The organism is Lentzea albida (genome assembly GCF_900111005.1).
GTDB classification, from domain to species: Bacteria; Actinomycetota; Actinomycetes; order Mycobacteriales; family Pseudonocardiaceae; genus Lentzea; species Lentzea albida.
Map to the genome: position 1 here is coordinate 101186 of NZ_FOFV01000008.1, position 12421 is coordinate 113606.

The following is a 12421-nucleotide window of genomic DNA, read 5'->3' on the forward strand; positions in this document are numbered from 1 at the left end:
GGGTATTCACCCGTTCGTGGCCACTGTTGCGCAAGAGGCGCGAAGACACCCCGTCGTCCAGACGCTGGGGCGCGCGGGAATGGTGTTGTACGGGGTCGTACACGTCCTGGTGGCGTGGCTTGCGATCCAGGTCGCGTTCGGCGACTCCGAACAGGCCGACTCGAAGGGCGCGGTGAGCGACATCGCTCAGGGCGGCCCGTGGTTGCTCTGGCTGCTCGGCATCGGGCTCGTGTTCTTCGCCCTGTGGCAGCTGCTGCTCGCCTTCGTCGGGTACACCTACATCGGCAAGAAGCGGAAGCGGATCTCCAAGCGGATCGGTTCCGCGGCCCGTGCCGTCACGGCGACCGGTATCGCGCTGGGTGCCTTCAAGTACGCGACGGGCTCCGGCAGCGGCGGCGACCAGAACCAGCAGCAGCAGGAACTCACCGCGCAGGTGCTCTCCTGGCCCGGCGGTCAGTTCATCGTCGGCGCCATCGCGATCGGCATCCTCGTCATCGCCGGCGTGATCATCTACAAGGGCGTCAAGAAGTCCTTCGAGAAGGACCTCGACATGGGCAAGGCCCCGAAGTGGATCGAGCCCGTCGGCAGGATCGGCTGGATCGGCAAGGGCAGCGCGTACGGCGTGATCGGCGTTCTCGTCGGGCTCGCCGCGATCAACGCCGACCCCGGGCAGTCCGGCGGCATGGACAAAGCCCTGAAGACGTTGGCAGCACAGCCTTACGGCATGTTCCTGCTGTCCGCCGTGGCGATCGGCATCGCCGCGTTCGGCGTCTACTGCTTCGCGGCGGCGCGCGCACTCAAGGAGTGATGGCGGTCCGCGGCCTCCTGGGCCTCGAGCGTCATCGACGACAGGACCTGCCCCGGCGCGATGTAGAAGACGTTGGGGCTGCTGACGTCCGGTCCCCAGCCGGGGCCGCCGCGCAGCAGCAGGAGGTCGCCGGGACTCGGGTTCATCCCCTCGAACCACGAGTCCTGGGCGACCCCGGTCCGCTGCCACACGATCGCGGCCTTGGCACCGCTGCCCGCCCGTTGGTACACCTGCGCGACGTTCGCGAGCTCGGCTTCCGGCGACGCCGCGCGCAGCTCGTCCATGTGCTGCCGGTACGCGGACCACAGCGCGTCCTGGCGCACCCGCCGGTTCTTCAGGCGTCGTAGAACGATCGTCGCGAGCGCCACGACGCCCACGACCGCGCACAGAATCAGCAGGTACAGGAACACCCGGCAATCTTTGATTCCGAACGAGGGCCTGTCAACCGACAACGAAATCCGGCTGCGTCGTGGGACTCGGTCACGCTACCGTGCGGGGCATGTCGAGTCCTGAGGCATCCAGGGTCGGGTCTGCGGTCTAGCCGTCAGCCCCGAAAACCCCTGAAGCCTCCGGAGTTCCTCCGTGCCCTTTTCGCTGTACCTGCTCGCCCTGGCCGTGTTCGCCATGGGCACCTCCGAGTTCATGCTCGCCGGACTGCTGCCGTCCATCGCGGCCGCGTTCGGCGTCCCGGTGGCCACCGCCGGTCTGCTCACCTCTGCGTTCGCGGCCGGCATGGCCGTCGGCGCACCGCTGATGGCGGTGCTCGCCCGCCGGTGGCCGCCCCGCCGCAGTCTGTTCGGGTTCGTCCTCGTCTTCCTGGTGGCTCACGTCGTCGGCGCTCTCACGACGAGCTTCGCCGTGCTGCTCGCGTCCCGTGTGGTCGCCGCACTCGCCAACGCCGGATTCCTCGCAGTGGCACTGACGACGGCCGCCGCGCTCGTTCCGCCGGGACGACGTGGTCGGGCGCTCGCCGTGTTGTTGTCCGGCACGACGGTCGCCACCATCGCCGGTGTGCCGGGCGGGTCGTTGCTCGGCACCGCTTTCGGGTGGCGTGCGACGTTCCTCGCGGTCGCCGTGCTCTGCGTGCCAGCGGCAATCGGTGTCCTGCAGGGGATTCCGGCTCGGCGGGAGCACCTCGTGATGTCCGCGTTGCGCCCGGAGTTCGCCGAGCTCCTCAAGCCGCGGCTGGTGCTGGTCGTCGTGCTCGCCGTGGTCGTGAACGCGGTGACGTTCGGCCGCTTCACGTTCCTCGCCCCGGTGGTGACGAACACGGGACTGAGCGAGTGGTGGGTACCGGTCGCGCTCGTGCTGTTCGGCATCGGCTCGTTCGCCGGTGTCACCGCCGGAGGCAGGCTGGCCGACTCGTCACCGCTGCCGGTCGTCGCGTTCGGCGGACCGCCGGCCGTGGTCGGCTGGCTGTGCCTCGACGTGCTGGGCCGGGAGCCGATCACGTTGCTGGCACTGGTGTTCGTGCTCGGCGCGGCGTCGTTCGCGGTCGGCAGCACCTTGATCGCGCGCGTGCTGCACCATGCGGCGGGTGCGCCCACGATGGCGGGCTCCTACGCGACGGCGGCGTTCAACGTCGGTGCCGCGATCGGTCCGCTGTTGTTCTGACGCAACGAAAAACGGGCCCGTGCACCTCGGGCAGGAGGTGCACGGACCCGTCGTCCTGAGGCGTTCTAGAAAACGCTCTCGTCGATGTCCATGAGCGCGTTGTCCGTGGACTCCGCGATCTTGCGGCGCGAGGTGAGCTCCGGCAGCACGTTCTTCGCGAAGAACGACGCCACCGCGATCTTGCCCTCGTAGAACGCCTTGTCCTTGGCGGACGGGGTGCCGTCGAGCTTCTGCAGCGCGACCTCGGCCTGGCGCAGCAGCAGCCAGCCGACCAGGACGTCACCCGCGGTCATCAGCAGGCGGACCGAGTTCTGGCCGATCTTGTACATGTTCCTGACGTCCTCCTGCGAGCTCGTCAGGAAGCCGACCAGCGCGCCGAGCATGCCCTGCAGGTCCTCGAGACCCTGCTTGAGCAGCGCCCGCTCCTCCTTCAGGCGGCCGTTGCCACCCTCGTTGTCGAGGAACGACTGGATCTCGCCGTTGATGAACGCGAGCGCCTGGCCCTTGTCGCGGATGATCTTCCGGAAGAAGAAGTCCAGCGACTGGATGGCCGTGGTGCCCTCGTACAGCGAGTCGATCTTCGCGTCGCGGATGTACTGCTCGATCGGGTACTCCTGCAGGAAGCCCGAGCCGCCCAGCGTCTGCAGCGACTGCGCCAGCTGCTCGTACGCGCGCTCCGAGCCGACGCCCTTGACGATCGGCAGCAGCAGGTCGTTGACCTGGGCCGCGAGCTTGGCGTCGTCGCCGCCGAGCAGCACCTTGTCCTGGAACGTCGCGGTGTACAGGTACACGGCGCGCAGGCCCTCGGCGTACGCCTTCTGCAGCATCAGGCTGCGGCGGACGTCCGGGTGGTTGGTGATGGTGACGCGCGGGGCGGTCTTGTCCGTCATGCGCGTCAGGTCGGCGCTCTGCACGCGCTCCTTGGCGTAGGACAGCGCGTTCAGGTAGCCGGTCGACAGCGTCGCGATGGCCTTGGTGCCGACCATCATGCGGGCGTACTCGATGACGTCGAACATCTGCGCGATGCCGTCGTGCACCTCGCCCAGCAGCCAGCCCTTGGCGGGCACGCCGTGCTGGCCGAAGGTCAGCTCGCACGTGGTGGACGCCTTGAGGCCCATCTTGTGCTCGACGTTGGTCACGAAGGCGCCGTTGCGCTCGCCCAGGTCACCGGACTCCGGGTCGAAGTGGAACTTCGGCACCAGGAAGAGCGACAGACCCTTGGTGCCGGGCTTCGCCTCGATGCCTTCGCCCTCGGGACGCGCGAGCACCATGTGCATGATGTTCTCGGTCAGGTCCTGGTCGGCGGACGTGATGAAGCGCTTCACGCCCTCGATGTGCCAGGAGCCGTCGTCCTGCTTGATCGCCTTGGTGCGACCGGCGCCGACGTCCGAACCGGCGTCCGGCTCGGTCAGCACCATCGTGGCGCCCCAGCCGCGGTCGATCATCAGCTGCGCCCAGTGCTTGTCGCGCTCGGTGCCGTTGTTGTGCACGACCGTCGCGAAGCTCGGGCCCGCGAGGTACATGTAGACGGCGGGGTTCGCGCCGAGCAGCAGCTCGGACGCGGCCCACATGACGGACCGGGGGGTGCCGAAGCCGCCCAGCTCCTCCGGCAGGAACAGGCGGTACCACTCGCCGTTCCACACCGCCTGGTACGACTTCTTCAGCGACTCCGGCAGGGTCGCCGTGTGCGTCGCCGGGTCGAACACCGGCGGGTTGCGGTCGGCGTCGGCGAAGGAGTCGCCCAGAACGCCCTCCGCGAGGTTCTTGATCTCGGCCAGCACGCTGCGCGCGGTGTCCTCGTCGGACTGCTCGAACGGCCCCGTGCCGAGGTGGTCCTGCACGTTGAAAACCTCGAACAGGTTGAACTCGAGGTCCCGGACGTTGCTCTTGTAGTGGCCCATCTCGTCAGCTCACTCCTCAGGGTCGCGGCGGGGTCGCCTACTGACCGGTAACAACAGAGTATTACTCGACAGTAACCCCGGCAAGGCCGACCACCCACTGGTGGCGAATCAGACAGTCCTCCGAGTGACCTGAATCGGGCATGAGAGCCGGTCAGACGCGTATGGGACGCTCGCCGACCATCTCGAGCAGCGCCGGGTTCGTGCGCTCGGCGAAGCTGACGCCCCGCGGCAGCATGACCGATTCGTAGGCCGGCACCCCGTCTCGGACACCGTGCTCCGCGATCGCGAGGGCGAGCTCGGCTGCGTCCTGCATGGCGAGGTTCGCGCCGACGCCCAGCGGGGGCTGCAGGTGCGCGGCGTCGCCGAGCAGCGTGAGACCGGGTGTGTGCTCCCACGTGTGGGGCACCGGCAGCGAGTACAGGGGCCGGTGGATCAGCTCGCCCTCGAGGAACGCCCGCAGCGAGGGGTGCCAGCCGGCGAACAGGTCCATCAGTTCGGCGTTGGAGGGCTTCCAATCCTCATCCGCGCGCAGGCAGGCGTAAGCGCGGACGTGGTCCCCGCTGTTGCGCTGCGCCCACAGCATCAGGCCCTCATCGGCGGCGACCATCGTGCCCTGGCCGGTGAGGGTAAGCAGTGCCTCGTCGCCGTCGTGCCTGGTCTCGACGAACAGCACGCCGGTGTACCGCGGCACCGCGGGCGACAGCGCGGGGCGCACCCGGGACCAGGCCCCATCCGCACCGATGACCAGGTCGAACGCGGCCGTGGAGCCGTCGAGGAACGTGACCTCGCCCGGCCGCGCAGACCCGACGCCCCGCCCCCACTGCACGGTGCCCGGCGCGAGCGAGCCGAGGAGGAGGTCGCGGAGCTGGCCGCGGTCGATCTCGGGCCGGAAGTCGCCCTCCGGCGGCTGGTGCTCGACCAACTCGGCGGTGGCGTGGTCGACCTCGCGCTGCTCCTGCCCCTCGAACCGGGCGAGCGCGCGCCACTCGTCGAAGAGCCCGGCGGCGCGGACGGCCTCCTGGCCGCTGTCGGCGTGCAGGTCGATGGTGCCGCCCTGCTGGCGGGCGTCCGGCGAGCTCTCGCGCTCGAAGACGGCAACGTGCTCGAAGCCGTGCAACTGGAGGACGCGGGCACAGGTGAGGCCGCCGATGCCGGCTCCGGCGATGGCGATGCGTGGCGAAGTCATGCCCCCAGCAAAGCGCATCGACTCAAAAAGTGCAACCACTACACTTTTGAACCGGCTCAACCTTGGTGGTACAGTCACCTGGTGACCGAGCTCGGCCGCCGCGAGCGGAAGAAGCTGCAGACCCGCCAGTCGATCGCCGAGGCGGCGCTGCGCCTGTTCCTCGACCGCGGCTTCGACGACGTGGGCGTGAAGGAGATCGCCGACACGGCGGACGTGTCCGTCACGACGCTGTTCAAGCACTTCCCGAGCAAGGAGGCGCTGCTCTTCGACGAGGACGAGGAGCAGGAGTCGGCGCTGGTGGAGGTAGTGCGCAACCGCGAGGGCAGGTCGATCCCGATGGCGCTGCGCGACCACTTCGTCCAGGCGGCGGAAGGCCATGCCGATCACCCGCAGTTCGAGGTCTTCCAGCGCCTCGTGCTGGAGACCCCGGCCCTGCGCGAGTACGGCCACCGCATGTGGACGCGCCACCAGGACGCGCTGGCCAGAGCGATCGCGGAGGAGACGGGCGCGCCGCCAGACGACGTCAGGTGCGCCGCGCTGGCCCGATTCGCGTTGGACGCGAGGGACGTGATCTTCGACCGCCCGGACCGCGCACGGGCGGCCGACGAGGTGTTCGGCCTGCTCGAGCACGGCTGGGCGGGTGATCGGCAGCGCTGACCGGGCGGTCCGGACCTGGTCAGGCGAGTGCGGGCGCTTGCCTGAGCACGAGGGCCGACTTCGTCGCGTTCAGACGGCGAGCGCCGTGGCCACGACATCGAGGCCGACGGGCGCATCAGCCCCTCGTCGCGATCGTCCGCGCGCCCTGACCTGTTAGGTCTCGACTGCCTGCTCAGGCGCCGTTGGCCAGCTCTTCAGCGCCTCACCCGTCTGCCGGGACCTCACCCCTCTACTCCGGCATCGCCGCCCGCCCGATCAACAGCCCCGACCGGTAGGCGAGTGAGACCGCATGCGTCCGGTCGCGAGCACTGAGCTTGCGCAAGATCCCCTTCACATGGGTGCGCACGGTCTCGACGGACAACACCAACTCGTCGGCGACCTGCTGGTTCTCCAAGCCGTCCGCGATGAGCGTCAGCACCTCGTGCTCGCGCTTGGTCAACGTCGGCCGTTCACCCGCCCTCAGGTCGGGGTGCACATACGCACGTGAACGGCAGGTTTCAGCTATCACCCGCACGATCTGCTCCGGCTGGGCGCTGCGCGGCACGACGCCGCGGACCCCCGCCTCCAGTGCGGTCGTGACGTGGTTCACGTGCGAGTGCGCGTCGCGGACCAGTCCGATGACGAGCAGGGCTGGGTCGCGCTCGACCAGCAGGCGGCTCAGGTGGCCGACCGGGTCGAGCAGGGAGTCGATGAGCAGCACGTCGGGGCGCAGTCGTTCGTGCAGGCGAACGGCGGCGCCCACGTCGCCGGTCGACCCCAGCCAGCGCAGGCCGGGAGTCCTCCTGACCAGGGCGGACAGGCCTTCGCGGTAGAGCGGCACAGGATCGATCAGCGCGACGCCGGGAGCAGGCCGGCTTGGCGGGAGCATCAGCACCTCCTTCGTGCATCCGGAGGGGTGACGCCGTTACCCCGATCGCGTGACGCGAAAAAGGCCGGGAACAGGACCGGAAATGTTGGGGCGCCAACGAAGTTCGCATGTATGAACAAGGGTCACGAATGTGATTCAAGACCGGCGAAACCCTTCCGCCGCGGGGCAACAGTCTCGTAAGACCTACGTCACATATCCCGTGCGGATGTGCCAGGTTCCGCCGCCATGAGGCCTGGTGCTCTCGCGGGCACACGTGTGTGCACGCAAGGAGGTCACATGGGCACCCTCGATTGGATCGTGGTTGTCGGCTATTTCTTCGTGATGGTCGCGATCGGGCTCTGGTCGCGTGGGCGGGTCCAGAACATCGCCGACTTCTTCACGGCCGGCGGCAAGATGCCGTGGTGGTTGTCCGGCATCTCGCACCACATGTCGGGCTACAGCGCGGTCATGTTCGTGGCGTTCGCCTCCGAGGCGTACCGGCTCGGGCTCACCGTCTACGTGTGGTGGTCGCTGACGATCGGTGTCGGCGTCGGCATCGGTGCGTTCCTGTTCGCGCCGCGGTGGAACCGGTTGCGCTCGAAGCACGACGTCAAGTCGCCGCTCGAGTACCTGGCCAAGCGCTACAACCTGCCCACCCAGCAGGTCATGGCCTACGCGGGCGCACTGCTCAAGGTCGTCGACATCGCCGCGAAGTGGGCGGCCGTCGCGATCCTGCTCCGCGGCTTCGCGGGTGTCCCGATCACGTGGGGCATCGTCATCATCGGCCTGGTCACGATGGTCTACTCCGTGCTCGGCGGCCTGTGGGCCGACGCGCTCACCGACTTCGGCCAGTTCATCATCCAGGCGGCCGCGGGCTTCGCGATGTTCTTCGCCGTCGCCGGCACCCTCGGCTGGAGCTTCCCCGTGACGATCTGGGACAAGCTCCCGGAGAGCCACAGCGACCCGCTGGCGGGCCCGTACACGTCGACGTTCCTCATGGCGCTCTTCCTGATCAAGACGCTCGAGTACAACGGCGGCATGTGGAACCTGGCGCAGCGCTACATGGCCGCGCCGTCCGGCTTCGCGGCCAAGCGGTCCGCGCTCCTCTCGTCGGCGTTGTGGCTGGTGTGGCCGCTCGTGCTGTTCTTCCCGATGTGGGCGGCGCCGCTGATCGTGCCGGGCCTCGAAGGCGCGCAGGCGGAGAACGCCTACATCGAGATGGGCAAGCAGATGCTGCCCGCGGGCATGATCGGCCTGGTCCTGGCCGGCTTCTTCTCGCACACCATGGCCATGGTGTCGTCGGATGCGAACGTCATCGCCGCCGTGATCAACCGCGACATGCTGCCCCACCTGTGGAAGAAGGTGAAGACGTTCTCCGCGGACAACCAGCTGAAGCTGGCCCGGATCACGACGTTCACCTTCATCGGCGTCAGCATGATCATCGCCATCGCCTCGGGAGGCCAGGGCTTCGTGCTCAAGGTGGTGGTCGACCTGGTCGCCGCCACGATGGGCCCGATCGCGATCCCGCTGATGCTCGGCCTGCTCCCGTGGTTCCGCAGGATCGGCTCCACAGCGGCCATCGCGTCGGTCGTCGGCGGCCTCGGCATGTGGGCGTTCCTCTACATCGAGCAGATGAACAAGGCCGCGTGGGTCACCAAGGGCGTGCTCGTCTCGTGGCCGCTGCTGCTCTCGTTGGTGCTCTACCTGGCGATCGGCTTCCTCAAGAAGGAGCCGTCCACCGAGCGCGACGCACTGCTCGACTCGCTCAGCTCCGACGAGCCGGAACCGGAGAAGGTGAAGGCGTAAGCCTTTCGTTCCGCATGATCCTCGCGGCGGCGCACCCGAACAGGGTCGCCGCCGCGAGCCACACGTAGGGCATCGGCGTGCCGGTGTAGGTGGTGGCCGTGCCCGCCAGCACCACCGTCGCCCCCAGGACCAGTCCGGTCGTGTGCGTCACCGGGAACTTGCTCTTCAACACGGTGACGACCGCGACCGGCACCAACAGGAACCCGTAGGCGAGCACGCGCGTCAGCAGGTTGGCGTGATCGGTGACCTCGTACTTCAGCGCGGGCATCGCGAGCACCGCCAGCACCACGCCCACGGCGAGCCCGACCACAAGACTCTTCACGCTCTGTCCTTGCCAGGAACGCGTCATGCGCTACAGGACGCACATGTGGCGCATCGGTTGTCGTGGCGTGCGTCATCGTCACGAGACACTTGTAGCTTGCCCATGCACAGTGAATGCATGGGCAAGTGGTCTCCCTCAGACGACGCGGAACTCGCTACCGGCTGGCGACTCTGGCTGGAGCTCAGCGACCGCGTGTGGCCGGACCCCTCCTGGGACGGCACACCGGCCGACGCCATCCGCCAGGTGCGCGCGCTCCTCGCCGTGTGCGAGGAAATCCGCCTCTCCTACCTCGCCGAGACCTCACGTCCGTCCGTCGCCCTGCTGCAACTGCTGCAGTCCATGTCCTTCGTGGCCTCGTTCGCCGTCGACCTGTGGCACGACGACACACACCCCCTGGACGTTGAACGCGCCGAACTCCTGCACGGCGACCTCGCGTCGTTCGCGGACCACGTGGCCGGTGTGCGCGCTGCACTCGCTCAAGGCGGCGGCTGGGTGGAGTTGGACCGCCGCCCGTGGGGCCTGCCGGTCGACTAGTCAGCCCGCCGTCCCCGGTCCGCCTCGCTGCTGGAAACGACGAAGGCCCTCCGCGAGGAGGGCCTTCGAGTGGAGCGGGTGACGGGAATCGAACCCGCCTCTACAGCTTGGGAAGCTGTCGTTCTACCAATGAACTACACCCGCATGAGCAAGCTCGTCGTCGATCATACACAGGCGTGCAACGTGACCCGCGCGCATCTTCGGTTAGCCTGTCCGGGTGCTGCTGAGTGACCAGGATCTGCGCAAAGAGGTCGAGTCCGGCCGTCTCGTCCTCGACCCCTTCGACGTCGAGATGCTCCAGCCGTCGAGCATCGACGTGCGGCTCGACCGGTTCTTCCGGGTCTTCAACAACACGAAGTACACGCACATCGACCCCGCGCAGCAGCAGGACGACCTGACGAGCCTGATCGAGACGCCGGCGGACGAGCAGTTCGTGCTGCACCCCGGCGAGTTCGTGCTCGGGTCCACCTACGAGATGGTGACGCTGCCGGACGACCTGGCGGGGCGGCTCGAGGGCAAGTCCAGTCTCGGGCGGCTCGGGTTGCTGACGCACTCCACGGCTGGCTTCATCGACCCCGGCTTCTCCGGCCACATCACGCTGGAGCTGTCGAACGTCGCGAACCTGCCCATCACGCTGCACCCCGGCATGAAGATCGGGCAGCTCTGCCTGTTCAAGCTGTCGAGCCCGGCGGAGCACCCCTACGGTTCGTCGCAGGCCGGCAGCCGGTACCAGGGGCAGCGCGGGCCCACGCCCAGCCGCGCGTACCTCAACTTCCACCGCACGGACACGCGCCGCTAGCCCAGGTCGCCGTAGCGCTCCAGCACGCGGCGGCGCAGTTCCGGGTCGGTGCGCGGGACCGGTTCGAGGAAGATCTCGTCGAGGTCGGGGAACTCCGCGCGCAGCTCCGCGGAAATGCGCACGCAGGCGTCCTCCAGTTGATGTGCGGTGAGGGCGTCGTCGAAGTCGAGGCGGGCGCACAGCAGCACGCGGTCGGTGCCGATGAGCATCGTCAGGACGTCCACGACGGCGTCCACCTCGCGCACCTCGCCGAGCCTGCGCCAGATCGCCTTCACCACCACCGGGTCCGCCTGCCGTCCGATCAGCAGGCCGCGGTTGGTGCGCGCCAGCACGTAGGCGACCACCGCCAGCAGCAGGCCGATCGCGAGTGACGCGAGGCCGTCCCACACCGACGAGCCGGTCAGCTGGTGCAGGCCGAGGCCCGCGAACGCCAGCAGCAGGCCGATCAGGGCGGCGGAGTCCTCCAGGAAGACCGTCTTCACGGTCGGGTCGTCGGAGACCCGCAGGAAGTCCCAGAACCCGCGGCCGTGCGCCTTGGACTCGGAGCGGACCTGCCGGAACGCCTGCGTCCACGAGACGGATTCCAGCGCGAACGCGAGGCCCAGCACGATGTAGCCGACGAGCGGGCGGGTCTGCTCCTCCGGGTGGCCGAAGACCGTGCGGAAGCCTTCGTAGAACGCGAACACCGCGCCCGAGGCGAAGATCGAGACCGCGGCCAGCAGCGACCAGAAGTAGCGCTCCTTGCCGTAGCCGAACGGGTGGCGGCGGTCGGCGGGGCGGTCCGAGCGGCGCAGGGCGGTCAGCAGCAACGCCTCGGTGAACGTGTCGGCGACCGAGTGCGCGGCTTCGGAGAGGATCGCGGCCGAACCGGTCAAAACGCCCGCAATGGCCTTCATGACCGCAATCGCCAGATTCACCAGCAGGGCCAGGACGACGGTGAGGTTGCTTTCGCCTGAGCCCTGCGGTTTCTCGCTCATGACGATCAGCCTAGGACGCAGGACGTGCGTGCACCTGTTGCGGCGATCGGAAGAGGAAAGGTGGCCGGACTCGTGTTGCGTTTGCGCGGCCGTTACTGCATTCGAGTGACATTCGGCGGCCGGAGCAACATCCGGCGGGCCTGGGGTGTCTTAAGGCTGGGATCCGCACCGGGGGGACGCTGATCACCAGGGGGTAAGACGGAACGGCCCGCGTCCGGGAGAGACGCGGGCCGTTCCGCATGTGGGGCGCAACTACCATCGTGAGATGGGCGAACGGGGTGCGGACGACACCGATGCCGAGGTCGAGTCGTGGCGGGCCGCGGTGCCGGAGATCGATCCGGTGGTCGAGGGCGTGGTCGACCGGGTGCACCAGATCAGCAAGTACCTCGACTTCCTGGCGACGGAGATCGCCGCGCCGCACGGGCTCAACCGCGCCGACTACGAGATCCTCGCCCGCCTCTTCTGGATCGGGCCGCCGCACCGGCTCACGCCCAAGCAGCTCGCGAACGGCACGCTGAGCCCGGCCACCACGATCACGAGCCGACTCGACCGGCTGGAGAAGGCGGGGCTCGTGGTCCGCGAGCTCGACCCGAGCGACCGCCGGTCGCTGCCCGCCACATTGACCGGCGCCGGCCGCGAGATCTTCCTGCGGATCGTCGCGGGCCAGGCGGAACGGGAGCGCGACCTCTTCACCGCGCTGCCCGGCGCAGACCTCGAGAACCTCCGCGACCTGCTGCGCCAGGTGATGGAGGTGCTGTCCGGAGAACTGGGGCCCGCGCATCGCCGCACGCGGCTCGCACTCGACGCCGAGGAATGATTGCTACGATCTCGTACTATCCGATATCGTGCTAAATGGCGCGAGAGGGAGGGGTGCGAGATGGGTGGCTACCCGCTGTCGGAGTGAGTGACCTGGATCACGCAACATCGGCCCCCGGTGCTCCGATGTCCTAACTGGAGCAATCGAACACTG

Annotated in this window: 12 protein-coding genes, 1 tRNA gene and 1 pseudogene; 7 read left to right on the forward strand and 7 right to left on the reverse strand. The window is 68.4% G+C overall.

The window, feature by feature from the left end; genetic code table 11:
* The first annotated feature begins 16 nt into the window (after nucleotides 1-16).
* Nucleotides 17-808, forward strand: a complete 792-nt coding sequence (locus tag BMY74_RS20975; RefSeq protein WP_245786268.1) for a DUF1206 domain-containing protein — start codon at nucleotides 17-19, stop codon at nucleotides 806-808.
* Here BMY74_RS20975 and BMY74_RS20980 read toward each other — a convergent pair.
* Complete coding sequence (locus BMY74_RS20980) at nucleotides 772-1218, reverse strand: hypothetical protein (protein WP_089918524.1); 447 nt, start codon at nucleotides 1216-1218, stop codon at nucleotides 772-774. The two genes, BMY74_RS20975 and BMY74_RS20980, sit on opposite strands and share 37 nt — an antisense overlap.
* 172 nt (nucleotides 1219-1390) lie before the next feature.
* Here BMY74_RS20980 and BMY74_RS20985 point away from each other — a divergent pair.
* Nucleotides 1391-2416: pseudogene (locus BMY74_RS20985) on the forward strand (Cmx/CmrA family chloramphenicol efflux MFS transporter); the annotation flags it as partial.
* Nucleotides 2417-2487: 71 nt separating this feature from the next.
* Here BMY74_RS20985 and BMY74_RS20990 read toward each other — a convergent pair.
* A complete protein-coding gene (locus tag BMY74_RS20990; protein WP_089918528.1) occupies nucleotides 2488-4323 on the reverse strand; it encodes an acyl-CoA dehydrogenase in 1836 nt (611 codons plus the stop codon).
* 151 nt (nucleotides 4324-4474) lie between these two features.
* Nucleotides 4475-5509 carry an FAD-dependent oxidoreductase gene (locus BMY74_RS20995; protein ID WP_089918529.1) on the reverse strand — a complete coding sequence of 345 codons (1035 nt, stop codon included), beginning with the start codon at nucleotides 5507-5509 and terminating at the stop codon, nucleotides 4475-4477.
* 81 nt (nucleotides 5510-5590) lie between these two features.
* Here BMY74_RS20995 and BMY74_RS21000 point away from each other — a divergent pair, with 81 nt between their 5' ends.
* A complete protein-coding gene (locus BMY74_RS21000) occupies nucleotides 5591-6166 on the forward strand; it encodes a TetR/AcrR family transcriptional regulator (RefSeq protein WP_089918531.1) in 576 nt (191 codons plus the stop codon).
* Between the two features lie 229 nt (nucleotides 6167-6395).
* On the opposite strand, the gene BMY74_RS21005 is transcribed toward BMY74_RS21000, so the two are convergent.
* The gene (locus tag BMY74_RS21005) at nucleotides 6396-7034 is read right to left on the reverse strand and encodes a response regulator transcription factor (RefSeq protein ID WP_089919076.1); all 639 of its coding nucleotides are present in this window, start codon (nucleotides 7032-7034) and stop codon (nucleotides 6396-6398) included.
* Nucleotides 7035-7310: 276 nt separating this feature from the next.
* Here BMY74_RS21005 and BMY74_RS21010 point away from each other — a divergent pair, with 276 nt between their 5' ends.
* Nucleotides 7311-8819 (forward strand): sodium:solute symporter family protein, encoded by a 1509-nt coding sequence (locus tag BMY74_RS21010; protein WP_089918533.1) that lies wholly within the window; start codon nucleotides 7311-7313, stop codon nucleotides 8817-8819.
* Here the strand turns inward: BMY74_RS21010 and BMY74_RS21015 are convergent.
* Complete coding sequence (locus BMY74_RS21015; protein WP_143091651.1) at nucleotides 8779-9141, reverse strand: hypothetical protein; 363 nt, start codon at nucleotides 9139-9141, stop codon at nucleotides 8779-8781. The two genes, BMY74_RS21010 and BMY74_RS21015, sit on opposite strands and share 41 nt — an antisense overlap.
* 117 nt (nucleotides 9142-9258) lie before the next feature.
* Between BMY74_RS21015 and BMY74_RS21020 the strand changes: the two genes are divergently transcribed.
* On the forward strand, nucleotides 9259-9675 hold the full coding sequence (locus BMY74_RS21020; protein ID WP_245786269.1) for a hypothetical protein: 417 nt from the start codon (nucleotides 9259-9261) through the stop codon (nucleotides 9673-9675).
* Between the two features lie 70 nt (nucleotides 9676-9745).
* Here BMY74_RS21020 and BMY74_RS21025 read toward each other — a convergent pair.
* Nucleotides 9746-9819 (reverse strand) — tRNA-Gly (locus BMY74_RS21025).
* 73 nt (nucleotides 9820-9892) lie between these two features.
* On the opposite strand from BMY74_RS21025, the gene dcd reads away from it, so the two are divergent.
* Nucleotides 9893-10474, forward strand: a complete 582-nt coding sequence (gene dcd / locus BMY74_RS21030) for a dCTP deaminase (RefSeq protein ID WP_089918540.1) — start codon at nucleotides 9893-9895, stop codon at nucleotides 10472-10474.
* Here dcd and BMY74_RS21035 read toward each other — a convergent pair.
* Nucleotides 10471-11451, reverse strand: a complete 981-nt coding sequence (locus BMY74_RS21035) for a cation diffusion facilitator family transporter (RefSeq protein ID WP_089918542.1) — start codon at nucleotides 11449-11451, stop codon at nucleotides 10471-10473. The genes dcd and BMY74_RS21035 overlap by 4 nt on opposite strands.
* A gap of 265 nt (nucleotides 11452-11716) precedes the next feature.
* Here BMY74_RS21035 and BMY74_RS21040 point away from each other — a divergent pair, with 265 nt between their 5' ends.
* Nucleotides 11717-12268 carry a MarR family winged helix-turn-helix transcriptional regulator gene (locus BMY74_RS21040; RefSeq protein WP_089918544.1) on the forward strand — a complete coding sequence of 184 codons (552 nt, stop codon included), beginning with the start codon at nucleotides 11717-11719 and terminating at the stop codon, nucleotides 12266-12268.
* Nucleotides 12269-12421 lie beyond the last annotated feature (153 nt).

Bases quoted from the DNA above. Each gene is read 5' to 3' on its own strand.
- BMY74_RS20990 (WP_089918528.1), bottom strand. From the start codon at position 4,323: ATGGGCCACTACAAGAGCAACGTCCGGGACCTCGAGTTCAACCTGTTC.
- BMY74_RS20995 (WP_089918529.1), bottom strand. From the start codon at position 5,509: ATGACTTCGCCACGCATCGCCATCGCCGGAGCCGGCATCGGCGGCCTC.
- BMY74_RS21005 (WP_089919076.1), bottom strand. From the start codon at position 7,034: ATGCTCCCGCCAAGCCGGCCTGCTCCCGGCGTCGCGCTGATCGATCCT.
- BMY74_RS21010 (WP_089918533.1), top strand. From the start codon at position 7,311: ATGGGCACCCTCGATTGGATCGTGGTTGTCGGCTATTTCTTCGTGATG.
- BMY74_RS21020 (WP_245786269.1), top strand. From the start codon at position 9,259: ATGGGCAAGTGGTCTCCCTCAGACGACGCGGAACTCGCTACCGGCTGG.
- BMY74_RS21035 (WP_089918542.1), bottom strand. From the start codon at position 11,451: ATGAGCGAGAAACCGCAGGGCTCAGGCGAAAGCAACCTCACCGTCGTC.
- BMY74_RS21040 (WP_089918544.1), top strand. From the start codon at position 11,717: ATGGGCGAACGGGGTGCGGACGACACCGATGCCGAGGTCGAGTCGTGG.